29 protein-coding genes and 1 pseudogene are annotated in these 24,981 nt (G+C 76.8%); 16 read left to right on the top strand and 14 right to left on the bottom strand.

What is annotated here, in order from left to right; genetic code table 11:
* Positions 1–65 precede the first annotated feature (65 nt).
* Positions 66–962, top strand: coding sequence for an N-acetyl-1-D-myo-inositol-2-amino-2-deoxy-alpha-D-glucopyranoside deacetylase (gene mshB / locus HLV61_RS00120; protein WP_369251734.1), 897 nt, complete (start codon positions 66–68; stop codon positions 960–962).
* Between the two features lie 10 nt (positions 963–972).
* Positions 973–1,368: a hypothetical protein gene (locus HLV61_RS00125; protein ID WP_369251736.1), complete on the top strand. Its 396-nt coding sequence runs from the start codon at positions 973–975 to the stop codon at positions 1,366–1,368.
* A gap of 21 nt (positions 1,369–1,389) precedes the next feature.
* Here HLV61_RS00125 and HLV61_RS00130 read toward each other — a convergent pair whose 3' ends face one another.
* Positions 1,390–2,139 carry a GNAT family N-acetyltransferase gene (locus HLV61_RS00130; protein WP_369251738.1) on the bottom strand — a complete coding sequence of 250 codons (750 nt, stop codon included), beginning with the start codon at positions 2,137–2,139 and terminating at the stop codon, positions 1,390–1,392.
* A gap of 161 nt (positions 2,140–2,300) precedes the next feature.
* Here HLV61_RS00130 and fdxA point away from each other — a divergent pair, with 161 nt between their 5' ends.
* The 3 genes from fdxA (at position 2,301) to HLV61_RS00145 (ending at position 4,065) form a co-directional block, all read left to right on the top strand.
* On the top strand, positions 2,301–2,627 hold the full coding sequence (gene fdxA, locus HLV61_RS00135; RefSeq protein ID WP_369204446.1) for a ferredoxin: 327 nt from the start codon (positions 2,301–2,303) through the stop codon (positions 2,625–2,627).
* Positions 2,628–2,659: 32 nt separating this feature from the next.
* The gene (gene dapC, locus HLV61_RS00140; RefSeq protein WP_369252017.1) at positions 2,660–3,742 is read left to right on the top strand and encodes a succinyldiaminopimelate transaminase; all 1,083 of its coding nucleotides are present in this window, start codon (positions 2,660–2,662) and stop codon (positions 3,740–3,742) included.
* Positions 3,743–3,900: 158 nt separating this feature from the next.
* Positions 3,901–4,065 (top strand): hypothetical protein, encoded by a 165-nt coding sequence (locus HLV61_RS00145; RefSeq protein WP_369251740.1) that lies wholly within the window; start codon positions 3,901–3,903, stop codon positions 4,063–4,065.
* A gap of 1 nt (position 4,066) precedes the next feature.
* Here HLV61_RS00145 and HLV61_RS00150 read toward each other — a convergent pair whose 3' ends face one another.
* Entirely contained in the window at positions 4,067–4,762 is a 696-nt protein-coding gene (locus tag HLV61_RS00150) for a hypothetical protein (protein ID WP_369251742.1), read from the bottom strand.
* Between the two features lie 133 nt (positions 4,763–4,895).
* On the opposite strand from HLV61_RS00150, the gene HLV61_RS00155 reads away from it, so the two are divergent.
* Positions 4,896–6,002 (top strand): alpha/beta fold hydrolase, encoded by a 1,107-nt coding sequence (locus HLV61_RS00155; protein ID WP_369251744.1) that lies wholly within the window; start codon positions 4,896–4,898, stop codon positions 6,000–6,002.
* Between the two features lie 34 nt (positions 6,003–6,036).
* On the opposite strand, the gene dapD is transcribed toward HLV61_RS00155, so the two are convergent.
* Positions 6,037–7,020: a 2,3,4,5-tetrahydropyridine-2,6-dicarboxylate N-succinyltransferase gene (gene dapD / locus HLV61_RS00160; RefSeq protein ID WP_369251746.1), complete on the bottom strand. Its 984-nt coding sequence runs from the start codon at positions 7,018–7,020 to the stop codon at positions 6,037–6,039.
* Positions 7,021–7,073: 53 nt separating this feature from the next.
* Between dapD and dapE the strand changes: the two genes are divergently transcribed.
* Genes dapE through HLV61_RS00180 form a run of 4 tightly spaced genes read left to right on the top strand, consistent with a single transcriptional unit; the run spans position 7,074 to position 9,944 of the window.
* Positions 7,074–8,195, top strand: a complete 1,122-nt coding sequence (gene dapE / locus HLV61_RS00165) for a succinyl-diaminopimelate desuccinylase (RefSeq protein WP_369251748.1) — start codon at positions 7,074–7,076, stop codon at positions 8,193–8,195.
* The gene (locus HLV61_RS00170; protein WP_369251750.1) at positions 8,192–9,034 is read left to right on the top strand and encodes a TIGR00730 family Rossman fold protein; all 843 of its coding nucleotides are present in this window, start codon (positions 8,192–8,194) and stop codon (positions 9,032–9,034) included. Before dapE ends, HLV61_RS00170 begins: the two co-directional genes overlap by 4 nt.
* A 9-nt stretch (positions 9,035–9,043) precedes the next feature.
* A complete protein-coding gene (locus tag HLV61_RS00175) occupies positions 9,044–9,487 on the top strand; it encodes a DivIVA domain-containing protein (protein ID WP_369251752.1) in 444 nt (147 codons plus the stop codon).
* The gene (locus tag HLV61_RS00180; RefSeq protein ID WP_369251754.1) at positions 9,480–9,944 is read left to right on the top strand and encodes an SRPBCC family protein; all 465 of its coding nucleotides are present in this window, start codon (positions 9,480–9,482) and stop codon (positions 9,942–9,944) included. Before HLV61_RS00175 ends, HLV61_RS00180 begins: the two co-directional genes overlap by 8 nt.
* On the opposite strand, the gene HLV61_RS00185 is transcribed toward HLV61_RS00180, so the two are convergent.
* Together HLV61_RS00185 and HLV61_RS00190 are read right to left on the bottom strand one after the other, a co-directional pair.
* Complete coding sequence (locus HLV61_RS00185; protein WP_369251756.1) at positions 9,932–10,657, bottom strand: cytochrome c oxidase assembly protein; 726 nt, start codon at positions 10,655–10,657, stop codon at positions 9,932–9,934. The two genes, HLV61_RS00180 and HLV61_RS00185, sit on opposite strands and share 13 nt — an antisense overlap.
* Entirely contained in the window at positions 10,654–11,121 is a 468-nt protein-coding gene (locus HLV61_RS00190; RefSeq protein ID WP_369251758.1) for a DUF2243 domain-containing protein, read from the bottom strand. Before HLV61_RS00190 ends, HLV61_RS00185 begins: the two co-directional genes overlap by 4 nt.
* 126 nt (positions 11,122–11,247) lie before the next feature.
* On the opposite strand from HLV61_RS00190, the gene HLV61_RS00195 reads away from it, so the two are divergent.
* Positions 11,248–12,057: a MerR family transcriptional regulator gene (locus HLV61_RS00195; protein ID WP_369251760.1), complete on the top strand. Its 810-nt coding sequence runs from the start codon at positions 11,248–11,250 to the stop codon at positions 12,055–12,057.
* 1 nt (position 12,058) lies between these two features.
* On the opposite strand, the gene HLV61_RS00200 is transcribed toward HLV61_RS00195, so the two are convergent.
* On the bottom strand, positions 12,059–12,688 hold the full coding sequence (locus HLV61_RS00200; protein WP_369251762.1) for a LysE family translocator: 630 nt from the start codon (positions 12,686–12,688) through the stop codon (positions 12,059–12,061).
* Between the two features lie 34 nt (positions 12,689–12,722).
* Positions 12,723–13,058: a TfoX/Sxy family protein gene (locus HLV61_RS00205; protein WP_369251764.1), complete on the bottom strand. Its 336-nt coding sequence runs from the start codon at positions 13,056–13,058 to the stop codon at positions 12,723–12,725.
* Between the two features lie 85 nt (positions 13,059–13,143).
* Between HLV61_RS00205 and HLV61_RS00210 the strand changes: the two genes are divergently transcribed.
* Positions 13,144–14,034, top strand: a complete 891-nt coding sequence (locus HLV61_RS00210; RefSeq protein WP_369251766.1) for a DMT family transporter — start codon at positions 13,144–13,146, stop codon at positions 14,032–14,034.
* A gap of 21 nt (positions 14,035–14,055) precedes the next feature.
* Here HLV61_RS00210 and HLV61_RS00215 read toward each other — a convergent pair whose 3' ends face one another.
* Together HLV61_RS00215 and HLV61_RS00220 are read right to left on the bottom strand one after the other, a co-directional pair.
* Positions 14,056–14,691, bottom strand: a complete 636-nt coding sequence (locus HLV61_RS00215; protein ID WP_369251768.1) for an HNH endonuclease signature motif containing protein — start codon at positions 14,689–14,691, stop codon at positions 14,056–14,058.
* Positions 14,588–15,139, bottom strand: a pseudogene (locus tag HLV61_RS00220) (DUF222 domain-containing protein); the annotation flags it as partial. The gene HLV61_RS00215 and the pseudogene HLV61_RS00220, both read right to left, overlap by 104 nt.
* 136 nt (positions 15,140–15,275) lie before the next feature.
* On the opposite strand from HLV61_RS00220, the gene HLV61_RS00225 reads away from it, so the two are divergent.
* From HLV61_RS00225 to HLV61_RS00240, 4 genes are all read left to right on the top strand, one after another.
* Complete coding sequence (locus HLV61_RS00225) at positions 15,276–15,887, top strand: DNA-3-methyladenine glycosylase I (RefSeq protein ID WP_369251770.1); 612 nt, start codon at positions 15,276–15,278, stop codon at positions 15,885–15,887.
* 74 nt (positions 15,888–15,961) lie between these two features.
* Positions 15,962–16,129: a DUF3117 domain-containing protein gene (locus HLV61_RS00230; RefSeq protein ID WP_012947303.1), complete on the top strand. Its 168-nt coding sequence runs from the start codon at positions 15,962–15,964 to the stop codon at positions 16,127–16,129.
* 89 nt (positions 16,130–16,218) lie between these two features.
* The gene (locus tag HLV61_RS00235; RefSeq protein WP_369251772.1) at positions 16,219–17,745 is read left to right on the top strand and encodes a leucyl aminopeptidase family protein; all 1,527 of its coding nucleotides are present in this window, start codon (positions 16,219–16,221) and stop codon (positions 17,743–17,745) included.
* A gap of 27 nt (positions 17,746–17,772) precedes the next feature.
* The gene (locus HLV61_RS00240; RefSeq protein ID WP_369251774.1) at positions 17,773–19,233 is read left to right on the top strand and encodes a hypothetical protein; all 1,461 of its coding nucleotides are present in this window, start codon (positions 17,773–17,775) and stop codon (positions 19,231–19,233) included.
* A 118-nt stretch (positions 19,234–19,351) separates the two neighbouring features.
* Here HLV61_RS00240 and HLV61_RS00245 read toward each other — a convergent pair whose 3' ends face one another.
* The 5 genes from HLV61_RS00245 to HLV61_RS00265 all read right to left on the bottom strand — a co-directional run bounded on the left by HLV61_RS00245 (position 19,352) and on the right by HLV61_RS00265 (position 24,973).
* Complete coding sequence (locus HLV61_RS00245) at positions 19,352–19,609, bottom strand: hypothetical protein (RefSeq protein WP_369251776.1); 258 nt, start codon at positions 19,607–19,609, stop codon at positions 19,352–19,354.
* An 86-nt stretch (positions 19,610–19,695) separates the two neighbouring features.
* Positions 19,696–21,198: a phytoene desaturase family protein gene (locus HLV61_RS00250; RefSeq protein WP_369251778.1), complete on the bottom strand. Its 1,503-nt coding sequence runs from the start codon at positions 21,196–21,198 to the stop codon at positions 19,696–19,698.
* 34 nt (positions 21,199–21,232) lie between these two features.
* On the bottom strand, positions 21,233–22,909 hold the full coding sequence (locus tag HLV61_RS00255) for a SpoIIE family protein phosphatase (protein WP_369251780.1): 1,677 nt from the start codon (positions 22,907–22,909) through the stop codon (positions 21,233–21,235).
* Between the two features lie 131 nt (positions 22,910–23,040).
* Complete coding sequence (locus HLV61_RS00260) at positions 23,041–24,168, bottom strand: spore photoproduct lyase family protein (RefSeq protein WP_369251782.1); 1,128 nt, start codon at positions 24,166–24,168, stop codon at positions 23,041–23,043.
* Between the two features lie 70 nt (positions 24,169–24,238).
* Complete coding sequence (locus HLV61_RS00265) at positions 24,239–24,973, bottom strand: GAF domain-containing protein (protein ID WP_369251784.1); 735 nt, start codon at positions 24,971–24,973, stop codon at positions 24,239–24,241.
* Positions 24,974–24,981: the final 8 nt, after the last annotated feature.

Genomic DNA, 24,981 nt, shown 5'->3' on the forward strand with positions numbered 1-24,981 from the left:
GGGACCCCGGGACGTGGTCACCGGGCCATGATCGCGTCCAGAGGTCGGTGGGAGACTCCTCTCCCGTGACCGCTGACCGCCGCCTGCTGCTCGTGCACGCCCACCCCGACGACGAGACGATCAACAACGGCGCCACGATGGCCCGCTACGCCGCCGAGGGGGCGCGGGTCACGCTGCTCACCTGCACGCTGGGCGAGGAGGGCGAGGTCCTCGTCCCCGACCTGGCGCAGCTGGCGCCCGACCAGGCCGACCAGCTCGGCGGCTACCGCATCGCCGAGCTGCGGGCGGCCATGGAGGCGCTGGGCGTCGCGGACTGGCGGTTCCTCGGTGGCCCGGGTCGCTACCGGGACTCCGGGATGATGGGCACGCCGGCCAACGGCAAGCCGCGCGCCTTCTGGAACGCCGACCTCGACGAGGCGGTCGGGCACGCGGTCGCCGTCGTGCGCGAGGTCCGCCCGCAGGTCGTGGTCACCTACGACGAGAACGGCGGCTACGGCCACCCCGACCACATCCAGGCCCACCGGGTCGCGATGGCCGCCGTCGAGCGGGCCGCCGACCCCGCCTGGCGTCCGGACCTCGGGGAGGCCTGGGACGTCGCCAAGGTCTACTGGTGCTGCACGCCGGTCTCGGTGCTGCGGGAGGGCGCCGAGGCGATGGCGTCGCTGGGGCAGGCCTCGCCGTTCGAGCAGCTCGGCGAGATCGACGACATCCCCTTCGCCGTCCCCGACGAGGCGGTGACCGCCGCCGTCGACGGCCGTCCGTACGCCGGCCGCAAGGACGCCGCGATGCGCGCGCACGCCACGCAGATCACCGTCGACGGGCCGTTCTTCGCGCTGTCGAACAACTTCGGCCAGGAGGTGCTCGGCGTGGAGCACTACCGTCTGGTCCGCGGCCAGCGCGGGCCTGCCGGCGACGCCCCGAACGGCTGGGAGGACGACCTGTTCGCCGGCCTGGACGCGTGAGCAGCGACGCGTGAGCCGGGCGGTCGCGCTGGTCCTGGCGGCGCTCGCGGCGGTGCTGGTCGCCGGCTGGCTGACGCTGGTCGAGGTGTTCTGGCTGCCGCTGCGGGTGGCCGGCGTCCTCGTGCCCCTGTCGGTGCTCGTCGCCGTCGTCGGCAACTACCTGCTCGTGGTGGGCGCGCTGCGGCTCACCGGCTCCCGCCTCGTGGCGGTGCTGCCGGCCCTCACCTGGCTGGTGGTGGCCGTGGGAGCGACGACGCGCCGGCCCGAGGGGGACCTGGTCGCCGTCGGCAGCGGTGGCCTCGGCGCGGTCACCCTCGCCTTCCTCGGCCTGGGCGTGCTGGCCGCCGCGTTCGCCGTCGGACGGGTGCTCGCATCCCCCCGCGGGCCGGTCGTCCCGCGCGCCTGACCCGCGGCGGGTGGGCCGAGATCAGTCCGGCGCCCACCGGTAGTGGTAGCGGTGGTGCTCGACGTATCCGGCCCGCCGGTACAGCGCCCGCGCCGGTGCGTTCGACGCGGTCACCTGGAGGTAGCCCCAGCGCGCACCGTGCTGCGCGCCCCACCGGGTCACCGCCGCCGTCACCGCGGTCGCCAGGCCGCGGCGGCGGGCCTCCTCGGCGACGGTGACCGCGCTGACGCCCAGCCAGTCGTCGGTGACCACGCCCCGCGCGACGGCGACCGGCGCCGCGTCCGGACCGGGCCGCACGGCCGCGAAGACGACGTCGGGGGCGTTGACGAGCACGGCGCGCGCGGTGTCGGGCAGCGCGTCGCCCAGGTGCCGGTAGGCGGTCAGCCAGCCGTCGTCCGGGGTGGGGGAGAGCTGCACGGGCACGGCGGGGCCGGGACCGGGGACCAGCGGGGCGGTGAGCACCAGGACGTCGTCGTCGCGGGTCCACCCGGCGGCGGCGAGCGCGGCGTCGGCGGGCCGGGCCTGGACGCCGGGCAGCGCGGCGCCGGGCCGCAGTCCGCGGGCGCGGTACCAGGCGGTCACCGCCTCGACCGCCTCGGGCAGGGGCCGGCCCGGGTCGCCGGTGACCAGCGCGGTGTTGGCGCGGCCGGTGAACCCGCCGCCGGCACGCAGCAGCCAGCCGCCGAGCGGTTCCTCGTCGGTGCCGCGCCACCCGCGGGCGGCCAGCCGCTCCAGGTCGGCGACGCCGAGGGGTGAGCGGCTCTGTCCCATGCCCCGATCCTGCGGTGTCCGCTCCGCGCTCCCCCGACCGGGGCGGGCGCCGTCCACCCGTCGCGTTTCACCGGGCCCCGCGGGGCCATACTGACGTCAGACCCGCGCGAGTCCGGCCGGCCGCCGGACCGCTGCCCGCACGTCCCCCGGGAGGACCCACCGTGACCTACGTGATCACCCAGGCCTGCGTCGACGTCCTCGACAAGGCCTGCATCGACGAGTGTCCGGTGGACTGCATCTACGAGGGCGAGCGGATGCTCTACATCCACCCCGACGAGTGCGTCGACTGCGGTGCGTGCGAGCCGGTGTGCCCGGTGGAGGCCATCTACTACGAGGACGACGTCCCGGACAAGTGGAAGGACTTCTACGACGCCAACGTGGAGTTCTTCTCCGACCTCGGCAGCCCCGGCGGCGCGGCCAAGACCGGCAAGATCGCGAAGGACCACCCGCTGGTGGCGGCCCTCCCGCCGCAGGGCGAGGGGCACTGACGGCCACCCCGGGGACGGCGGCCGGTCACCGGCTGCCCGACTTCCCCTGGGACAGCCTGGAGGCCGCCCGGGCCCGTGCCGCGCAGCACCCGGGCGGGATCGTCGACCTGTCCATCGGGACGCCGGTCGACGAGACCCCCGAGGTGCTGCGGACGGCGCTGGCCGCCGCCGGGGACTCCCCGGGCTACCCGCCGGCCCTGGGGACCCGGGAGCTGCGCCAGGCGGCCGCGGAGTGGCTGCGGCGCCGTCTCGGCGTGACCGTGGCCGACCCGCTGGCCGCCGACCCGTCGGTGATCCCGACGATCGGTTCCAAGGAGCTCGTGGCGCTCATGCCCACGCTGCTCGGCCTGCGCGAGGGGACGGTGGTCATCCCGGAGGTCGCCTATCCGACCTACGAGGTCGGCGCGGTGCTGTCCGGGCTGGCCGTGCGCCGCACCGACACCCCGCCCGACGACGCCGCCGGCATCGTCCTGGTGTGGCTGAACTCCCCGGGCAACCCGCACGGCCGGGTGCTGTCCGACGACGAGCTGCGCACCTGGGCGGCGTGGGGCCGGGCGCACGGCGTGCCGATCGTGGCCGACGAGTGCTACGCCACCCTGGGCTGGGACGTGCAGCCGCGCTCGCTGCTGCACCCCGCCGTCGCGGGGGAGGACCACACCGGGCTGCTCGCGGTCCACTCGCTGTCCAAGCAGTCCACGGCGGCCGGCTACCGCGCCGGGCTGCTGTCGGGTGACCCGGCGCTGGTCCGGCAGGTGTGGGAGGTGCGCCGGCACCTCGGGCTGCTGGTGCCCGGCCCGGTCCAGGCGGCGATGACCGCCGCGCTCGCCGACGACGCGCACGTCGAGGCCCAGCGGGAGCGCTACCGCGCCCGCAGGGAGCGGCTGGCCGCCGCGGTGCGCGCCGCGGGGTTGCGGATCGACCACTCCGAGGCGGGCCTGTACCTGTGGGCCACCCGGGACGAGGACTGCTGGGTCACCGTCGACTGGCTGGCCGGCCTGGGGGTCGTCCCCGCGCCGGGGTCCTTCTACGGCCCGGCCGGCGCGCGACACGTGCGGATGGCGCTCACCGCCACCGACGAGCGCATCGACGCCGCGGTGCAGCGCCTCACCGCCTGAACCGCGGCGCCTGAGTCGTACTGCCTGAGGCGCACCGCCCGAGCCGCCAGTGGGCCGCAAGCGGCCGTCAGTCCTGCACCAGGGTCCCGCAAGGGCCGCGCGACACGGTCGTCGCATCCCGCCGGGCAGTCCGCCCGGTCCGTCGCGGAGGCCCTGCCGTGTTCCTCGTGCTCGTCCTGCTGTTCCCCGTCGCCGTCCTCGCCGCGCTGCTCGCGGTGGAGGCGCACCTGCACCGCGGCCGCGGCCTCGCCGGCGACGCGTGGACGTCGGCGACCCTCGACCGCCCCGAGCTGTACGGCAGGGGCCGCACCCGGGTGCACTGACTCAGCCGCAGTTGCGCTCGCGGTCGTCGGAGCGCAGCGCCACCGTCAGCGACTGCGCGAAGCCGTCCCAGCGCTGGTAAGCCTCCGGGAAGCCGGAGCGCTGCACGACCTGGGCGGCCTCGGTGAGGCGCATCGTGTCCCAGCCGGGGACCCGCACCAGGCGGTCGTAGAACTGGGCGGCCGCGTAGACCGGGTCCTGCACCTGTGCCGGCGTCCCCCAGCCCTGCGACGGCCGCTGCTGGAACAGGCCGAGGGAGTCCCGGTCGCCGTGGTCGAGGTTGCGCAGCGTCGACTCCTGCATCGCCGTCGCCAGCGCGATGACGACGGCCCGCTCGGACAGTCCCCGCTGCCGGGCGACGTCGGCGATGGTCCGGGCGTTGGCCCACTGGTCGGCTCCGAGGGTCACCGACGTGGCCGGGACGGTGCAGATCCCCGTCGTCGCCGCGGGCTCGGCGGCCCCGGACCCGTCGGCCCGCCAGGCCAGCGCGAACACCACGACGACGGCCAGCAGGTACGCCGGCCACCAGGTCCGCAGCGCAGCGGCGCCACTCCGGGGGCGGCCGGAGGGCCGCTTCCCTGCGGGACCCCGGGCCGCCGGCCGCTTCGCCGGGGGTCGCCGCGCCGCCGGCCGCTTGGCGGCCGGGCGCCCGGGAGCCGGGGCCGGGCGGCGGGGCGGGGCCGTCCGTGCGCTGGTCATCGCCCCGACTCTAGGTGCGGCCCTCGCGAGGACCCCGGATCCCGGGGGGACGGCGGGGCCGCACGGGTGTCGTGGGACGGGTGCGGTCGCTAGCGTGACGGCCGCCTCCCCGCCGACCTCCCAGGAGACCCGCATGCCCGACGTCCTGCTGCCCGGGATCGCAGCGACCCGCGTGCCCACCGCGCGGCTCGCCCAGAACGTCCTGCACCCGGAGGGCACCGACCCCGCGGGCCCCGGCGAGGCGATCGTGTTCGTCCACGGCAACGTCAGCTCCGCGCTGTTCTGGCAGCAGACGGTGCTGGCGGTGCACGGGACCGGCCGGCACCGGGTGCTCGCCGTCGACCTGCGCGGCTACGGCGACACCGACCCGCAGCCGGTCGACGCCCGCCGCGGGGTCGGCGACTGGGCCGACGACCTCGGCGCGCTGCTCGACGCCCTCGGCCCGGACCGGGTGCACCTGGTCGGCTGGAGCATGGGCGCCGGCGTCGTCCTGCGGCACCTGCTCGACGCGCCGGACCGGGTGGCCTCGGTGACCCTGGTGGCGCCCGTGTCGCCCTACGGCTTCGGCGGCACCGTCGGCACCGAGGGCCGGCGCCTGGCCGACGACGGCGCGGGCTCGGGTGGGGGTGCGGCCAACCCGGAGTTCGTGGCCGCCCTCGCGGCCGGCGACACCACCGACGCCGCCGCGACTAGCCCGCGCTCGATCCTGCGGGCCTACTACGTGGCGCCCGGCTCGCTGCCGCTCGACCCGGCGCTGGAGGACGTCTTCGTCGCCTCGATGCTCTCCACCCGCACCGGCGAGGACAACTACCCGGGCGACGCCGTCCCGAGCGACACCTGGCCGGGCACGGCGCCGGGGTCGCGCGGGGTGCTCAACACGATGGCGCCGACGGTGTTCGACGTCTCCGGGATCGTCGACCTGCCCGCCAAGCCGCCGGTGCTGTGGATCCGCGGCGACGCCGACGCGATCGTCTCCGACACCTCGGTGTTCGACCTGGCCTTCCTCGGGCAGCTCGGCGCGGTGCCCGGCTGGCCGGGGGCGGAGGTCTGCCCGCCGCAGCCGATGGTCACGCAGACCCGCGCGGTGCTGGACCGCTACGCGGCCTCCGGCGGCGCCTACCGCGAGGTGGTGCTGCCCGGCGTCGGGCACTCCCCGCACGTGGAGCGGCCGCAGGAGTTCGTCGTCGCGCTGCTCGAGCACCTCGACGTCCCTGCCACGGAGCCGGCGAACCTCACCTGAGGAGCCAACAGCGCTACACGGGCTCCTCGACGTCTCAGTTGGCGTGCAGGGCGGCGTTGAGGGCGCCCCACTCGCCCGAGCGGGGCAGCGCCTCGAGCGCCCCGGAGACGCTGTTGCGGCGGAACAGCAGGCCGTCGCGGCCGGAGAGCTCGCGGGCCTTGACCACCGAGCCGTCGGGCAGGGTGATCCGCGAGCCGGCGGTGACGTAGCAGCCCGCCTCGACGACGCAGCCGTCGCCGAGGGAGATGCCGATGCCGGCGTTGGCCCCGAGCAGGCAGCCGCTGCCGATCGACACGACCTCCCGGCCGCCGCCGGAGAGCGTGCCCATGATCGACGCGCTGCCGCCGATGTCGCTGTCGGCGCCGACGACGACGCCCGCGCTGATCCGCCCCTCGACCATCGAGGGGCCCAGCGTGCCGGCGTTGTAGTTGACGAAGCCCTCGTGCATGACCGTCGTCCCCTCGGCCAGGTGCGCGCCCAGCCGCACCCGGTCGGCGTCGGCCACGCGCACGCCGGGCGGCAGCACGTAGTCGACCATCCGCGGGAACTTGTCCACCGACAGCACCGTGAGGTGCCCGTGCGCGGCGCGCAGCGTCGCCCGCCGCGCGGGCGTCAGGTCGGTGGCCAGCACGGGGCCGGCGCTGGTCCAGGCGACGTTGGGGAGCAGGCCGAAGACGCCGGCCAGGTCGAGCTCGCGGGGGCGGACGAGCCGGTGGGAGAGCAGGTGCAGCCGCAGGTAGACGTCGTGGGTGTCGACCGGCGGGGCGTCGAGGTCGGCGATCACCGTCCGGACGCAGACCACCTCCACGCCGCGGGCGTCGTCGGTGTGCACTAGGCCGGAGAACTCGTGGCCGAGCTCGCTGCCCAGCTCCAGCGTGCCGAGCTGGTGGGTCCCGGCCGGGCCGCGGTCGCCGCCGCCGAGGGCGGGGGAGGGGTACCAGGTGTCCAGGACGGTGCCGGTGGAGGTGATGGTCGCGAGGCCGGCGGCGACGGCGGAGCGGGCGGCAGAGGCGGTCACGCTCCCGACGCTACCCAGCGACGGCGGTCGGCCCGCCCGTAGGCTCGGGCACCGTGACCGGCGCGCCCGACCTGGACCTCTCCGCCGACGTCCTCACCCTCACCCGCGTCCTGGTGGACACCCCGTCGGTCTCCGGCGACGAGCGCGCCCTGGCCGACGCCGTCGAGACCGCGCTGCGGGCACTCGGCGGGCTGGAGGTCGAGCGGGTCGGCGACACGGTGCTGGCCCGCACGAACCTGGGCCGCGACACCCGCGTCGTCCTGGCCGGGCACCTGGACACCGTGCCGATCGCGGACAACGTGCCCGGCCGGCTCGAGGACGGGCGGCTGTACGGCTGCGGCAGCAGCGACATGAAGTCCGGGGACGCGGTGATGCTGCGGCTGGCCGGCCGCTTCGGCGTCCCGGGCGCCGCGCCCGCGCACGACCTCACCTTCGTCTTCTACGACAACGAGGAGGTCGAGGCCGTGAAGAGCGGCCTCGGCCGGGTGGTCCGCGAGCGCCGCGGCTGGCTCTACGGCGACCTCGCCGTCCTGCTCGAACCGACCGACGGCGAGATCGAGGCCGGCTGCCAGGGCACGCTGCGGGCGGTGCTCGAGGTCCCCGGCCACCGGGCGCACTCGGCGCGCAGCTGGCTCGGCGTCAACGCGATCCACGGCGCGGCGGGCATCCTCGCCACGCTCGCCGGCTACCGCGCCCGCGAGGTCGACATCGACGGCTGCACCTACCGCGAGGGGCTCAACGCCGTCCGCATCGAGGGCGGGGTGGCCGGCAACGTCGTCCCGGACCTGTGCCGGGTGACGGTCAACTTCCGCTACGCGCCCGACCGGGACGAGGACGCCGCCGAGGCGCACGTGCGCGAGGTGTTCGCCGGCGCGGTGGACGCCGGGGCCACGCTGACCGTCGTCGACAACGCCGGCGGCGCGCTGCCGGGGCTGGGCGAGCCCGCCGCCACGGCCTTCGTCGCCGCCGTCGGCCGGCCGGCCCGGGCCAAGCTGGGCTGGACCGACGTCGCCCGCTTCGCCGCCCTCGGCATCCCGGCGGTCAACTACGGCCCGGGTGACCCGAAGCTCGCGCACACCCGCGAGGAGCACGTGCTGGCCGAGCGCCTGCAGCCGGCCGAGGACGCCCTGACCGCCTACCTGTCGCAGCCGACCGCCCGAGGAGCGAACGCATGACGACCATCCCCCCGCCTGACGGCGCCCGGAACCCGCGCCCGACGCGACACCGGGGCCCGGTGATGCTGCGTGGCGGGGAGCCGGACGCGCTGACGGTCGGGACGACGACCGACCAGCGGCTCCTCGACCGCCGCGGGCCGACCGACTGGGTGCACACCGACCCGTGGCGTGTGCTGCGGATCCAGTCGGAGTTCGTCGAGGGCTTCGGCCTGCTCGCCGAGCTGCCGCGCGCCGTCAGCGTGTTCGGCAGCGCGCGCACCAAGCCCGGCCACCCCCACTACGAGGCCGGCGTCCGCATCGGTGCGGCGCTGGCGCGGGCCGGGTACGCCGTCATCACCGGCGGCGGGCCGGGCGCGATGGAGGCGGCCAACCGCGGCGCCTCTGAGGCCGGCGGGCTGTCGGTGGGCCTGGGCATCGAGCTGCCGTTCGAGCAGGAGCTCAACGAGTGGGTCGACGTCGGCATCAGCTTCCGCTACTTCTTCGTGCGCAAGACGATGTTCGTGAAGTACGCGCAGGCCTTCGTCATCCTCCCCGGCGGGTTCGGCACGCTCGACGAGCTGTTCGAGGCGCTGACGCTGGTGCAGACCCGCAAGGTCACCCGCTTCCCGGTCGTCCTCGTCGGCACCGAGTACTGGTCGGGGCTGGTCGACTGGATCCGCGGCAGCCTGCTCGAGTCGGGGACGATCAGCGCCGGCGACCTGGACCTGTTCACCGTCACCGACGACGTCGACGAGGTGCTCGCGCACATCCGCGCGGCGGAGGCGGCCGGCGCCCCCGGCGACAACGGCGGGGGGATGCGGGCACCGCTCAACGTGCCGGTCGAGCCGGTCGAGGGCTGAGGCGGGCCGGTGCTGTCCCTCCTCGTCGGGATCGCCGCGGTGGCCGTCGTCGGGGCGCTGCTGTTCCTCGGCGGCTCGTTCCTGCTCGGCCGCGGCGAGACGCAGCCGCCGGCCGATCCGCAGCGCTCCCCGGTCGAGTTGCCCGACGAGCGGCCGGTGACCGGGGAGGACGTGCGCGGGCTGCAGGTGTCGGTGGCCGTCCGCGGCTACCGGATGACCGAGGTGGACTGGCTGCTCGAGCAGCTGGCGCTGGCCCTCGACGAGCGCGACGAGGTCATCGCGGCGCTGCGCTCCGAGCGGACGGCCGGGGCCGCCGACGCCGACACCGACCCCGGGCTGACCGTGCCGGCCGGAGGAGCAGCGGGAGCCATCGCGTCCGGGGCCCCTGCATCCGGCGCGGCGGCCACGGGCGAAGGACGGGACGTGGACGAGGGAGCGCGGAACGGTGCCTGAGCTGGTGCTGCCGGTGGCGGTCGAGGCGCCGCCGGAGCGGGTGTGGGCGGCCCTCACCGACTGGCGGTCACAGGGCCGCTGGATGCCGGCCACCGACGTCGAGGTGGTCACCGCGCACGACGAGGGCGTGGGTGTCCGGCTGGCCGCCCGCACCGGCGTCCCGCTGCCGTGGCGGCGCGGCCGGCACCTCGGCGTGCTGGACACGATGGTCGTCACCGAGTGGGACCCGCCGCGCCGCGTGGTGGTGCAGCACACCGGCCGGATCGTCCGCGGTCCGGGCATCTTCGAGCTGACGCCGGCCCCTCACGGCACCGACCTGGTCTGGACCGAGCGGCTGTGGCTGCCCTTCGGGATCGTCGGCTCGCTCGGGTGGCCGCTGGTGAAGCCGTTCGTGGTGCTGGGCTTCCGGATCTCGCTGCGCCGGTTCGCCCGGTACGCCCGCGGTCACGCCGGCTGAGCGGCCGCGCGTACCGCCTCGCGGCTGACGTACCAGCGCCGCCACAGCAGCGCCGCCGTCGCCAGGGTGACCACGGTGCCGCCGTCGTACATGAGCCGCGCGCCCTCCTCGGCAGCCACCGTGCCCGCGGGCGGGTACGCGTACAGGACCTTGGCGAGGACGTCGTGCGCGGCCGCCCCGCCGGCCAGGGCGAGCGCCCGGACGGCCACCGGCCGCCGGTGCGGCGCCGGGTCGACGGCGAGCACCGCGGCCGTGGCGAGGTACCCGCCGACCAGCAGGTGCAGCCAGACGAAGGCGGCCAGCGCCGGCCGGTGCGCGACGGCGGTGTGCAGCCCGGTGCCGTACAGCAGCCACAGGCCGGCGGCGTTGACCGGGACGGCGACCAGCGGGTCGGTGGCCCAGCGCGCCGGGGCGGTGCGCAGCAGCCGGGACAGGCGGCGCGCGGCCGGTGGCGGCAGCGCCCGCAGGGCGAGGGTCACCGGGGCGGCCAGCACGAGCAGCACCGGGGCGACCATGCCCAGCAGCAGGTGCGCGGCCATGTGCGCGTGGAGGTCGGCGTGCGCCGCGCCCGGCCCGGCCACGGCGACCGCGGCGGCGGCCAGCCCGGCCAGCCACGCGGCGGTGCGCGCCAGCGGCCAGGGGCTGCGGCAGCGCCAGGTGGCGGCGACGTAGCCGGCTGCGGCGGCGAGCAGGAGCGCGAGGAGGACGGTCACGCGCGCGGCACCGGCCGGCTCCGCGACCGCGCGAGCAGCACGAGGCCCGCCACCAGGAGCGCGGCCCCGGGCAGCACCCACGCGACGTCGTAGCCGGTCAGGTCAACGCCGTAGCGGACCTGGTGCAGCCGCAGGAGCTTGTGGTTGCCCAGGCCGTCCCAGAGCTGGAACGCGCCGGCCCCGGTGAGCACCGCGCCCCACCACAGCACGGCGGGGAACGGTCCCCGCCGGCGGGCGTCGGCCAGCAGCGCGAGGCCCGCGACCGCCGCGGAGAACGTGGCGGCGTGCAGCAGGCCGTCGGAGACCAGCCCGGCGGCGCCGCTGGCCCGGTCGTAGAAGTGGTGCCAGTGCAGCAGCTGGTGGAACACGATCTCGTCGACCGCCCCGGCGGTGCCCGCGCCGAGCAGCAGGCCGGAGACCAGCAGCCGGCGCCGGGGCGCGGGGCGGGGGAGTGCGTCGGCCACACGGGCCTCCCGTCGTCGCAGGTCCCCGGGCGCTGCCCGGACGGCCCGCCACGGAAACCGGACCGCCTCGCGGGGAACGGTGCTTCCGCTGGACCCCGCCCCAGGGGCGTGCCGCACGCTCGTGGCATGAGCGATCCCCTGCTGCGGCCCGGCGAGTTCCTGCGGCGGACCCGGCTGTCGGCCAAGGCGCTGCGGCTCTACGCCGAGCAGGGGCTGCTGCTGCCCGACGCGGTCGACCCGTCCAGCGGCTACCGCGGCTACGCGGCCGGGCAGGTCGGGCGGGCCCGGCTCATCGCCGCGCTGCGCCGCGCGGGCATGCCGCTGGCCCGGGTGCGCGACGTCGTCGACCTGGACCCGCCGCAGCGGCGCGCCGCCGTGGCGCGCTGGTGGGCCGCCGTCGAGGACGACGTCCGCCGCCGCCGCGTCCTGGTCGACGCCCTGACCGCCGAACCCACCGAGGAGGAGCACGTGTACGAGGTGTCACTGCGCGAGGTGCCCGAGGCGACCGTCCTGACCGCCGAACGGCGGCTGACCGTGGACGAGCTGGACGACTTCGTCACCGGGGCGTCGGAGGAGATCGCCGCCCACCTGGCCCGGTCAGGCGCGGCCCCGGCCGGCCGGCTGCGGGTCGTCTACCACGGCATGGTCACCGAGGACGGCGACGGACCGGTGGAGGTGGTGCAGCCGTTCACCGGCCGCGTCGACCCCGCCGGCGAGCTGCGCATCCGGCTGCAGCGGGCCGGCCGGGAGGCGGTGACCTGCCTGTCCCGCGGGCAGGCGGAGTTCCCCGGCATCCTCGGCGCCTACGACGCCGTCGGCGCGTGGGTGGACGCCCGGGGGCTGGAGCGGGCCGGCAGTCCGGCGGAGGTCTACCTCAGCGACCGCGACGTCGACCCGGACACCCCGCACGTCGAGGTGGCCTGGCCGGTGGCCTGACTCAGCTGCGCGAGACCGCCAGCCGCGCGCCGAAGGCCAGCAGCGCGCAGCCGGTGAACGCGTCGAGCGCCCGGCGGACCGGGCGGCGGGCCAGCACGCGCCGCGCCCGGGACAGGCCGGCGGCCAGCAGGAGCAGCCACACCAGGCCCAGCGCGGCGTGGGTGAGCGCGTAGGCCAGCAGGACCGGGACGGGCGTGCCCGGCGCGAGGAACTGTGGCAGCACCGCGAGGTAGAAGGCGAGCACCTTCGGGTTGGTGACGTTGCTGAGGAACCCCTGCCGCAGGCCGGTCACCGCGGCCCGCCCGGTCGCCGGCGCGCCGGCGTCGAGGTCGGGATAGCGGCCGCGCACGGCCGAGGTGAACGCCTGCAGCGCCAGGTAGGCGAGGTAGGCGACACCGGCCCAGCGGATCGCCTGGAACAGCGGCTCCACCCGGACGACGAGCGCGGCCAGGCCGGTCGCGGCCGCCGTCCCCTGCAGGACGTTGGAGACGGTGATCCCGACCGCGCTCCACGACCCGCGTCCCCGGCCCCCGGCCAGCGTGTTGCGCAGGACGACCGCGACGTCGGGCCCCGGCACGAGCACCAGCACGACCGCGAGGACGACGAAGGTCCCGTATCCCGACCACCCCATGCCGCGACGGTAGCGAGGCGCGGCCACGGACCTGCTACGTGCGCCGGCGCGAGGCCACGAACGCCATGGCCTCCTCGGCCAGCGCGAGGTCGGACTCCGGCGTGCCGTGGTCGAGGGCCACCCACTCGCGCATCGGGGTGCCGTTGGCCGCGGCGAAGGGGAGTCCGGTGCCGGCGGCGACCAGCCCCTCGACGCGGTGCTGCGGCAGCTTGAGCACCAGCGCCCCGCCGACGAGCATCGCGAAGATCGACCCGTCCACGGTGAGGGCGGTCGAGCCGAAGCCCCGTCGTTCGCCGGCGCCGGGCGGGCCGACGCCGGGCCGGGTGGACAGGGCCTCCGCCAGGAGGGCGAAGCGCTGCGCGGGATCCACGGCAGGCAGTCCAACCCCGGTGGCCCGGGATGCGCAACGGCAGGGCGCGTCGGGGGCTGGGTCCGGGGTCGGTGAGGATGGCGGGGTGAGTCGTCGCGGGTGGGTGCTGTTCCTGGCCATGTCGGTCATCTGGGGCGTGCCCTACCTGCTCATCAAGGTGGCGGTCGAGGAGGCGTCGCCGGTGGTCGTCGTCTTCGCCCGGTGCGTGATCGGGGCGGCCCTGCTGGTGCCGTGGACGGTGGCCCGCGGCCAGCTGCGGCCGGCGCTGCGGCACTGGCGGGCGCTGCTGCTGTTCACCGTGCTGGAGATGACCGCGCCGTGGCTGCTGCTGTCCTACGCCGAGGTGTCGCTGTCGAGCTCGCTCACCGGGCTGCTGGTGGCCTCGGTGCCGTTCGTGGCGGCGCTGGCGGCGCGGCTGCTGGGCGACGAGGAGCGGCTGACCGCCGTGCGGATCGCGGGGATGGGGCTGGGCGTCGTGGGCATCGCGGCGCTGCTCGGTCTCGACGTCGAGGGCGTCGCGCTGCTGCCGGTGCTGGCCGTCGTCCTCGTCGTCATCGGCTACGGGACCGCGCCGCTGGTGGCCAGCCGGGCGCTGGCCGACGTGCCCGGGGTGGCGGTCAGCTCCATCGCGCTGGTGGTCACCGCCGTCGTCTACGCACCGTTCGCCATCCCGCGGATCGGGCAGGTGACCGCCGCGCCGGCCACCGTGCTGGCCTCGCTCGCCGCCCTGGGGGTCGTGTGCACGGCGCTGGCCCTGGTGCTGTTCTTCGCGCTCATCCGCGAGGTCGGGCCGCAGCGCGCGCTGGTGATCACCTTCGTGAACCCCGCGGTCGCGGTGCTCGCCGGCGTCCTGCTGCTCGACGAGCCGTTCACCCTCGGCCTCGCCGTCGGCCTGCCGCTGGTGCTCGCCGGCTGCGTCCTCGCCACCCGCCGCAACACCCCGGCCCAGGCGGCGGAGGGCGCTGCCGTGCCCTGATGTCCGCGCCGCAGGGCGCGGTCAGGCGGCGGGCGACAGTGCCGCGGGAGTGGTGATCTGTGACCCGCCGGGTCGCCAGGTGTGCCATCGACCGTCGGGTCGTCGTTCGACGCGGAAGCCGTGGTGGACCTGGGTGTGGTGGCGTTCGCAGAGCAACGCTGAGTTCTCGAGGCTGGTCTCGCCGCCGTCGATCCGGTGCACGAGGTGGTGGACGTCGGCCCACCAGGTCGGGGCGGCGCAGCCGGTGAACACGCAGCCGCCGTCGCGCAGTTCGACCGCGCGGCGCAGGTGGCGGTCGGCGAGGCGGTGTTCGCGGCCGAGGTCCAGCGGCACGCCGTCGGGGCCGACCACGACGCGGGAGACGGTGCCGTCGCAGGCCGGCCAGCGGGCGCGGGCGGCGGAGAGGACCGCGCCGGAGCCGAGGGTCGCGGCGTTCTTGCCGACCGCGGGGTCGGTGAGGTCGTCGAGGTCGTCGAGGTCGATGCGGGCCGACGTGCGGCTCGACCGTCCGCAGCGTCGGCAGGCCGCCCGCGGCCAGCGCGTCGTCGCACGACTGCACCAGGGCGTCACCGAGGCGCTGGGCGCGGCTGCGCTCGTCGCCGGCGGGGCGGTCGGCCTGGGTGAGGGACTCCAGGGCGACGGCGAACGTCTCCCCACCGACCGTGTCGAGCTCGCCGCGGATCGACAGGCTGCCGTCGGTGTGCCGCGCCAGGGTCAGCGAGCGGCCCTCGGTGGGGTCGGGTTCCGGGCCGTCGGGGTCGAGGTCGTCCAGATGGCGCTGCACCACCTGCACCAGGTCGCCGTGCGGCTGCTCGACCGCGACCTGCTCGGCCGACACCAGCCCGGCGTCATGGGCATCGCCCAACGCGGGCAGGTGCTCCGGCGCCCGGCCGTTGCCCACCAGCCGGGAGGCCTCGGCCGGCGAGAGCCGGCAGTGCCCGCGCAGCCAGGCGGCCATCGACCTCTGTCCGTCGCGCTCGGGCGCCTGGGACAACTCCGCAGCGCGCACGGAACGCGCCAGCCGGGCGTCGATCCGGTTGCGCTCGGCGACCAGCGCGGCGACGGCGTCCAGGACGTCACCGCCGACCGGGTCACCCGAACGCATGTACGAATCCTACCGCTCGGAGCACGCTGCCTCGACCTGAATCCCCAGGTCAGCGGCCCGTCCACCAGGGTCGCGACTCACTCGACGGCCACGGGTGAGGGCTGGTCCGTCGGCGCCGAGGGCTAGCGTGCGCGCCGTGGAGTCCGTGCCGACCGACGACCGCGTGCGCTGCGCCTGGGGGGACAGCGCTCCCGAGTACGTCACCTACCACGACGAGGAGTGGGGCACCCCGCTGCACGGCGACGACGCGCTGTTCGAGCGGCTCTGCCTCGAGGCGTTCCAGTCGGGCCTGTCCTGGATCACCATCCTGCGCAAGCGGCCCGCCTTCCGCGCCGCCTTCGCGGGCTTCGCCATCGACGCCGTCGCCGCGTTCACCGCCGACGACGAGGGCCGCCTGATGGCCGACGCGGGCATCGTCCGCAACCGCGCGAAGATCGCCGCCGCCGTCCGCAACGCCCGGGCCGCGCAGCAGGTCCCGGAGGGGCTGTCGGCCCTGCTGTGGTCCTTCGCGCCCACCGCGCCGCGGCCCCGCCCGGCCACGCTGGCCGACGTCCCGGCCACGACCCCGGAGTCGGCGGCGATGGCCAAGGAGCTCAAGCGGCGGGGGTTCGTGTTCGTCGGACCCACCACCGCCTACGCGCTCATGCAGGCCACGGGCATGGTCGACGACCACGTCGCCACGTGCTTCCGGGCCACCCACCCGGGGGCTCAGGTTGGTTCCGCAGCGGGGATACGGGATCATGCATAGCGGAGCTCACTGCACCGAGACACAGCCACACCGCAGCCGCACAGGGTTGCGGGTGGTCGGCGAAGGAGGCACGCATGGCGGCCATGAAGCCGCGCACGGGTGAAGGTCCCCTGGAGGTCACCAAGGAGGGGCGCGGCCTGGTCATGCGGGTGCCGCTCGAGGGCGGCGGTCGCCTCGTCGTCGAGCTGTCGCCCGACGAGGCCGCGGCGCTCTCCGAGGCACTGAAGGGCGCGACCAGCTGAACGTCGCCGCGAGCCTGCCCCCGGGCAGCCCCGCGCAGGACGACGCGGCCCCGGCCGCCGGCAGCACGCCGGCGACCGGGGCCGCCCCCTTGCCGCGGGTCGAGCTGCTCCCCGGCCTGCCGCGGCTCGGCGAGGACGACGTGCTCGCGGTCCCGGTCGGGTCCGGCGGCACGCTGCCGGCCTGGCTGACCTCGCCGCCCTTCGGCACCCTCGCGCCCGTGCCCGCCCGGCTGCTGACCGGCGCCCTGCGCGACACCGGCAACACCGGCAAGGCCGGCGCGATCACCAACCTGCCGGTGCCCGGGCGCCGCCCGCGCAGCGTCGTCGCCGTCGGCCAGGGCGACGGCACGCTGCCGCACCTGCGCGGCTACGTCGCCACCGCGGTGCGCCGCGCGCAGACCCTCGCCGAGCACGGCGCCACCCGGCTCGTCCTGCCCCTCGACGGCGCCGCCGCACCCGCCGGGGCCGACGAGGTCCGCGCCGCGGTCGAGGCCGCGCTGCTGGCCGGCTACCGCTTCCGCGAGACCTCCAGGCCGCACCCGCTGCGGCTGGCCACCGTCACGCTGGTCGCCGCCGACGCCGACGACCCCGCCGTCGTCACCGCGACCCGGGCCGGGGAGGTCACCGCCTCCGCGGTCGCCTGGGCACGCGACCTGGTCAACACCCCGAGCGACACCAAGGACCCCGCCTGGCTGGCCCGGCAGGCGCTCGAGCGGCTCTCCGGCCTGCCGCACGTCACCGTCACCGTGCTGGGCCCCGAGGAACTCACCGCGGGCGGGTTCGGCGGCGTGCTCGCCGTCGGCGGCGGCTCGGCGTCCCCGCCGCGGGTCGTCGTCGCCGCCTACGAGCCGCCCGGCGCCGGACCCGCCCGGCCCGTGCTGGTGGGCAAGGGCATCACGTTCGACACCGGCGGCCTGTCGATCAAGCCCACCGCCGGCATGCGCGAGATGAAGACCGACATGGCCGGGGGCGCGGCGGTGCTCGCCGCGCTCGACGCCGCCGCCCGCCTGGAGCTCCCGGTCGCGGTGACCGCCGTCGTCCCGGCCGCGGAGAACGCGGTGTCCGGGTCGTCCTACCGGCCGGCCGACGTCGTCCGGCACGTCGGCGGGCGCACCACCGAGGTGCAGAACACCGACGCGGAGGGCCGGATCGTCCTCGCCGACGGCCTGGCCCACGCCCGCCTGCGGCTCGGCGCCACGGTGCTCGTCGACGTCGCCACGCTGACCGGGGCGATGAGGGTCGCCCTCGGTGCCCGGACGGCGGGGCTGTACGCCACCACCGACGGGCTGGCCACCGCGCTGTCCACCGCCGCGCTGCACGCCGGCGAGCGGATCTGGCGCATGCCGCTGGACGGGGCGTACGCCGACCTGCTGCACAGCGACGTCGCCGACGCCGGCAACGCGCCCGGCAACCCGGGCGGGACCACCGCCGCGCTGTTCCTGCGCCCGTTCGCCGGCGACCTGCCCTGGGCCCACCTCGACGTCGCCGGTCCCGCGCGGGCCGGCTCCGACGACGCCGAGGTGGTCAAGGGCGGCACCGGGTACGGCGCACGCACCCTGCTGCGCTGGCTGGAGGCCGGGGCGCCGGTCGACCCGCCGCCCACCACCACGGACTGACCACCACCACGGACCGAGGAGCCCCGCGTGAGCACCGACGACACCGGCGTCGTCTTCCCGGCAGGACCCGACGGGCGGCGCAGCACCGCGGCGGTCGGCCGGGCGGTGGTGGCCGACGCGCTGCGCCCGGTCGACCCCACCGGCGCCCGCGCCGCCGAGTCGGAGACCAACTGGCGGGCCGGCTACCTTGTGCACTTCCGCCGCCTCGTCGAGGCCGGGCTGGCCTCCCCGGAGGCGGCGCTGGCCGTCGCCGGCGCGGGCCTGGAGGCCGTCCACGCCCGGCTGCAGGTGGCCGACGGCGGCGAGCAGCCCCTCCGCGCGCTGCCGGCCGCAGCCGCGGGGCGGACGCCGGCGACCCGCGAGGTGGCCGGCACCGCCGAGCCCGAGCGCGAGTTCACCCTGCCCTTCCACGGCCGGCGGCTGCGCGGGGACGACCTGCTGCGCCAGGTGGACTCCTGGGTCGAGCGCGGGATCGCCGAGCCGACGCTGGCCGACGCGGTGCGCACCGTGGCCGCGCACCCCGAGTGGCTGGCGCTGCCCGGGCGCACCGTCGTCGTGCTCGGCGCCGGCGCGGAGATGGGACCGCTGACCGCGCTGCTGCGCTGGGGCGCCACCGTCGCCGGCGTCGACCTGCCGCGACCGGACCTGTGGCGGCGGGTGCTCGACACCGCCCGCCGCGGCGCCGGCCGCCTCCTGGTCCCCGCCGGTCCCGGCGACGGCGACCTCGCCGCCACCGCGGGCGCCGACCTGGTGCGGGAGGTCCCGGCCGTGGGTGACTGGGTGGCAGGGCTCCCCGGCGACCCCGTGCTCGGCGACTACGTCTACGCCGACGGCGCCACGAACGTGCGGGTCTCGGCGGCCGTCGACGCGCTGACCCTGCGGCTGCAGCGGGACCGCCCCGACCTCGCGCTGGCCTTCCTCGCCACGCCCACCGACGTCTTCGCCGTCCCCGGCGACGCCGTCGAGCACTCGGTGCGTGCCTACGCCGGCCGCTCCCGGGCCGGGAAGCTGCTCGGCCGCCCGCTGCGGACGCTCTCGGCCGGCCGGCTGCTGCAGCGCGCCTACGTGCCGGGCACCGACCCGGGGATCAGCGACAGCCTGGTCGCCCAGCAGGGCCCGAACTACGCGCTGGCCAAGCGGCTGCAGCGGTGGCGGGCCACCGTCGCGCGGGCCGCCGGGGCGACGGTGTCGATGAACGTCGCGCCGCCCACGCGCACCCGCTCGGTGGTGAAGAACCGCGCGCTCGCCGCGGCCTACGCCGGGGCGCACCGCTTCGGCGTCGAGGTGTTCGAGCCGGCGACGTCGAACGTGCTCATGGCCGCGCTGCTGGTGCACGACCTGCACACCGGCGGCGGCCCGCGGCACGGGCAGCCGTGGCAGGACGAGGCGTACGCCGCCGTCCACGGCGGGCTGTGGCGGACGGCCTACGCGCCGCGCAGCGCCCTCGGGCTGGCCGCGGTGCTGGGGCTCGGCGCGGCGCGGGGCTGACGCCGGGCGCTCACTCGCCGGTGGCGCCGTCCACGGCTCGCGCAGCAGGTCGGCGTGCCCGGCGTGCCGCGCGGTCTCCTCGACCAGGTGCAGCAGCATCCAGGGCAGGCTGAACCGGTCACCGCCGCGCCGGCTGCTGGCGGGTCAGCCCGTCGGTCTCCAGCAGCACCGTCTCGCGCTGGAGCACCACCCGCTCGACCCACCGCCGCACGACCCGGCGCTCGAGCTCCGGACCGGCGCGCAGCACGCTCGTCAGCACCGGGGCTGGCCGCCGGTCGGCCGCCTCGCCCCGGACGTGCCGGCGGGAGGACCGCGCCTCGCTGCTCGAGCAGGAGGGACTCGACGAGCCCGCGGCCCTGGCGACGAGTTCCGCCACGGGCTGACCTCGCTCGCCGTCGACGCGCTGCCGGGCGCCGCCCGCTTCGCCGCCGGCGAGGGCCGGCACGGCACGGGCGTCTGACCTCAGGCCGGGCCGACCAGCCCGGCGACGATCTCCGCCGACAGCGTCACCAGCGGCAGCCCACCGCCGGGGTGCGACGAGCCGCCGACCAGGTAGAGCCCGCGCACCGGGGCGGCGTTGCCCGGCCGGAGGAAGGCCGCGCGGGCGCCGTTGCTCGACGTGCCGTAGATCGAGCCGCCCACGCTGCCGGTCTCCCGCGCGAGGTCGGCCGGCGTGCGCGCCACGCACCAGCGCACGCGGGAGCGCACGTCGAGCCCGCGCGCGGCCATCACGTCGAGCACCCGGATGGCGTAGCGGTCGGCCAGGCCGGGGGTGTCCCAGTCGACGCCGCCGTCGGGGTCGTGCCGCGGCGCGTTGACCAGCACGAACCACGACTCGCTGTCGTCGTCGGGACGGGTGGCGGGGTCGTCGGGGGCGCTGACGTAGACGGTCGGGTCGGGCACCGGGCAGGGCAGGCCGCGGTGCCGGCCGGTACCGAAGACGGCGTCGAACTCGGCGTCGTAGTCGCCGGGGAAGGCCACGGTGTGGTGGGCCAGGCCGGGCGTGCGGCCGCGCAGCGCGAGCAGCAGCACGAACCCCGACAGCGACGGCGTGGCCCGGGTCAGCCCGCGGCGCACCGCGCGGGTGCGCCGGTCCGGCGGCAGCAGCCCGGCGTAGAGGGCGGTGGCGTCGGCACCGGAGACGACGACGTCGGCGGTCATCTCGCCGCCCTCGGCCAGCTCCACCCCGGACACCCGCCCGCCGTCGCGCAGGACCCGCCGGACCGGGGTGCCGGTGCGGACGTCGGCGCCGTGCTCGCGGGCCCGGTCGGCGACCGCCTCGGCCAGCCGGTGCAGCCCGCCGCGGACGTACCAGGAGCCGAACGCCTGCTCGACGTGGGGGACGGTGGCCAGCACCGCGGGCGCGCGCCGCGGGTCGGAGCCGGAGTAGGTGGCGTAGCGGTCGAGCAGCACCCGCAGCCGCGGGTCGCGCAGGTAGCGGGCCCCGAGACCGCGCAACGTCTGCCAGGGCGCCACGGCGGCGACGTCGGCCGGGTCGCGGGCCAGCCGGGCGAGCGTGGCCGCCCCCCGCAGCGGGGACCGCAGGAACGGCTGCTCGGTGATCGCCCACATCGCCTCGGCCCGCTCGAGCAGCGCCTGCCACTGGGCGCCGCTGCCCTCGCCGAGGGCGGCGTCGAGCGCGCCGGGGACCGCCTCCCGGTGCCCGGGCATCGCCAGCCGGGTGCCGTCGGCGAACCGGTAGTCGACGGCCGGGTCGAGCCGGACGAGGTCGACGGCCTCCTCCAAGGGCCCGCCGGTGGCGTCGAACAGGTCGCGCAGCACCTGGGGCAGCGTCACCAGGCTCGGGCCGGTGTCGAAGGCGTGACCGTCGCGGGCGTACCAGCCGAGCTTGCCGCCGACGCCGCCGGACTGCTCCAGCACGGTCACCCGGTGCCCGAGGGCACCCAGCCGCGCCGCGGCGGCGAGGCCGCCGAGCCCCGCGCCGACGACCAGCACCCGTGCCACCCCGCCACCGTAACGCCGCAGGTCGCGCCGGAGGTCAGGACGGGATCGTCAGGGCCAGGACGGCGAGGTCGTCGGCCTCGAAGCGGGACTGCCGCAGCCGTTCCGCCACGCCGCTCGAGATCAGCTCGACGAGGTGCTCGGCGCCGACCGCCCCGGGGCGGTCGAGCAGGGCGATCAGCCCGTCCTCGCCCAGCTGGACGCCGGAGTCGTCGCGGGCCTCGGTGACGCCGTCGGTGTAGAGGACCAGGGCCGCGCCGGGCGCGAGGGGGACGGTCTGCACCCGGAACCGGGCGTCGGCGTCGACACCGAGCGGGAGGTCCCGCTCGCCGACCTCCGACCAGCCCGCGGGGGCGCGCAGCAGCGGCAGCGGATGGCCCGCGACGCTCAGCTCGGCACGGGCGCCGCCGTCGTCCCGCGGTTCGAGCACCAGGCAGCAGGCGGTCACGAACCGGAGCGGACCGGAGGCCTGCTCCCGCAGCAGCGCCGCGTTGACCGCCCGGAGCACCTCGTCGGGGTCCCCGGCCGCTGCGGCCGCACGAGCCGTGTGGCGGGCGAGGGCGGTCACCGCGGCCGCTTCGGCGCCGGTGCCGCACACGTCGGCGATGAGCACCATCCACCGCCCGTCGGGCAGGGGCGTGACGTCGTAGGTGTCGCCGCCGACCAGGGCCGACCCGCCCCCGGGCCGGTAGCGGGCGGCGACGTCGAGCCCGGGGATCGTCGGCAGGTGCGAGGGCAGCAGGCTGCGCTGCAGGGTGTCGGCCAGGTGCCGGACGTCGGACTCGGCGCGCAGCCGGCCCAGGAACTGGCCGATCTGCCGGCCGGCGTGGGCGAGGACGTCGAGCAGTTCGACGGGCACCGGTCGCGACGGCCGCGAGAACAGCTCGCAGACCGCCACCACGGCGCCCCCGCGCAGCACGGGGAAGGCCACGCCCGTGCGGATGCCGTCGGCCCGCGCCTCGGCGACCCGGAGGAACCGGAGGTCGGTCCACAGGTCCTCCATGACGACCGGCGCCCGGGAGGACCAGGCCAGCCCCGGCAGCCCCTCACCCCGTGCGAGGGACCGCCCGACCGTCCCGGCGTGCAGGGCACCGACGTCCCGTCCCGGTGCGGTCCAGGTGCTGGTGTACCGCAGCAGGCCGGTGCTCTCGTCGGCCTCCCACAGGCTGGCGGCGTCCCAGTCCAGCTCGGCGCACAGCGTCGCCAGCAGCCGGGCGAAGGCGGCGTCGGCGTCGGGCGCCTCGGTGAGCGCCGCGGTGACCCGCAGCGTGGCCGCCAGGTAACGGCTGACCTGCAGCTGACGCTCGAGCAGGACCGTCGTGCTGGCGTCGCGCAGCACGGCCACCACCACGGCGCCCTCCGGGTCCGCCCCGGGCACCGGGTCCAGCCGGGAGAGGGTCAGGTCGATGGGGACCTCGTGCCCGCGTGCGTGCAGCGCCGGCACCTGTGTCGTGGAGCCGACCAGCTCGCCGACGCCCGTCCGCCGGAAGCGGTCGAACCCCGCCCCGTGGCTGCTGCGGAGGCGTTCGGGCATGAGGACAGTGAGCGACCGGCCCACGAGGTCCACGGGGTCGTGCCCGAGCAGCGAGTGGACCGAGGGGTTGACGTAGGCGATCCGCCCGGCCCCGTCGGCGACCACCACGGTGTCGGGCAGGGCCTCGAGGAGCGCCGGTGCGGCGAGGGTCGGCAGATCCGCCCTCGACGTGGGCGCCATGGTCTCCCCCCGACCTGTGGTGCTGCGGTGGCCACCGGGCGTGCCGGCGGTCGTCCTCGGCAAGGGTCCCACAGACGGCGGCCGCGTCCGGCCCGGGACGCCGGTCGGGCGGGGCTCGGGTCGCACGGTGCTCAGAAGGCGTAGCGGATGCGCAGCCACGGGGCGTGGTGGGCGACGAGCTCCTGCAGCCGCTCGACACCGGCCCGCTTGACGTCGTTGCGGTAGCGGACGTTCCACTGGCCGTTCTGGCTGCGCTTGGGCTGCTGCAGGTCCGGCCGCCAGAGCAGGTCCTCGGCCTTGGGGTGCCAGCCGAGGTTCACCTCGTGCAGGTCGCGGTTGTGGGTCAGCATGATCACCTCGGCCGCCGCCTGGGCCTTGGCCGCGGGGGAGAGGGTGTCGTCGAGCTGCCGCAGCAGCTGCGCCCAGTCGGCCTCCCACCCGTCGCGCAGCACCACCGGCGAGAGGTTGAGGTGCACCTCGTAGCCGGCCTCGACGAAGTCGTCGACGGCGGCGACGCGCTCGGCGATGCGGCTGGTCCGGACGTCGATCACCCTCGAGTCGGTGTCGGGCATGAGCGAGAACCGGATGCGGGTGCGGCCCTGCGGGTCGAGGTCGAGCAGGTCGCGGTTGACGTACTTGGTGGCGAAGGACGCCTTGGCGGTGGGCAGCCCGCGGAAGGTGGCCACCAGGTCGGCGACGTTGTCGCTGACCAGCGCGTCGACCGAGCAGTCGCTGTTCTCGCCGATGTCGTAGACCCAGCTGACCGGGTCGCACTGGTCGGGCTCGGTCTTGGGGCCCTGCCGGGCGACGTGCCGGCGCAGGTAGCCGGTGATCTGCTCGATGTTGGTGAAGACGGTGATCGGGTTGGCGAAGCCCTTGCGCCGCGGGACGTAGCAGTACGCGCAGGCCATCGCGCAGCCGTTGGCCGTCGAGGGCGCGATCCAGTTCGACGAGCGGCTGTTGGGCCGGGCCGACAGCGACTTCTTGACGCCGAGCACCAGCGTCTCGGTCTTGACCCGCACCCAGCGCTCGACGTTGCCCTCGTTGCCGTTGAGCTCGGGGATCTGCCAGTGCGAGGGCACCTCGACGACCTCGGCGCCGGGGAAGCGGGCGAGCACCTCGCGGCCGCGGGCGGACTCGAGGGCGGCGGGCTCGGCGTAGACCGTGCGGACGTCGAGCAGGCGGGTGGGGGAGGGGACGGGGGCCGGGGCGGGCGCCGGGGGAGCGGAGACGGCGGACGGCGGGGGCGCGGCGGTCACGGGAGGTACAGCACCCGGGGGCGGACCCGGATTCCGCCGCTGACCTGCGGGAACGGTCACACGGCGGTGCTCAGGGACCGTGGCCGGGCGCGAGCCGGCCCACGTCGAGCCGGCCGTGCTCGAGGTCCTCCGCGACGTCCTCCAGGCTGCGTCCGTCGGCGTAGGCGGCGGCGCGCAGGAGGTCCAGCGCGGTCGCCGGATCGGTCTCCAGCGCCATCGCCGCCCGCCCCGCCGCGCGCAGCACGGCGGCCCGGCGGCGGGCGGCGGGGCCGTGCAGCCAGTCGGGGCCGCGGTCGGCCGGCCAGTCCGACCAGACGGCGGCCTCGCTGAGCGCGGCGGTGACCAGCTCGCCGACCGCCATGGCCGCGAAGACGTCGAGGTCGGGAACCCGCGCGTCGTCGGTGGCGAAGAGGTCCAGCGCCCCGGCCCCGGCGAGGTCCTCGCGCAGCGGCAGGGCGACCACGGCGCGGAACGGCGTCTGCGCGGTGAGCAGCTCGGCGAAGGGCGGCCAGCGGCGCCGCAGGTCCTCGAGCAGGGCGAAGACCGGCTGCCGCGTCTCCTGCGCCTCCCAGCACGGCCCCGCGCCGACGGTGAACTGCAGCCGTTCGGCGCACGCGGCGGAGGCGGAGCTCGACCCGAGCGGGATGCGGGTGCCGGCGGCGTCGACCACCGACAGCCCCGCGCCGTCGACGCCCAGCGTGGCGGCGCAGGCCCGGGCGAGACGGACGGGCAGCAGCTCGGCGGGCCCGGGGCTCCCGGACGTCTCCGCGCCGAGCGCGGCGGCGAACCGTGTGGCGATGGTCACACGTCATC

It is taken from the genome of Geodermatophilus amargosae (genome assembly GCF_041028265.1).
In the GTDB taxonomy this organism is placed as follows: domain Bacteria; phylum Actinomycetota; class Actinomycetes; order Mycobacteriales; family Geodermatophilaceae; genus Geodermatophilus; species Geodermatophilus amargosae_A.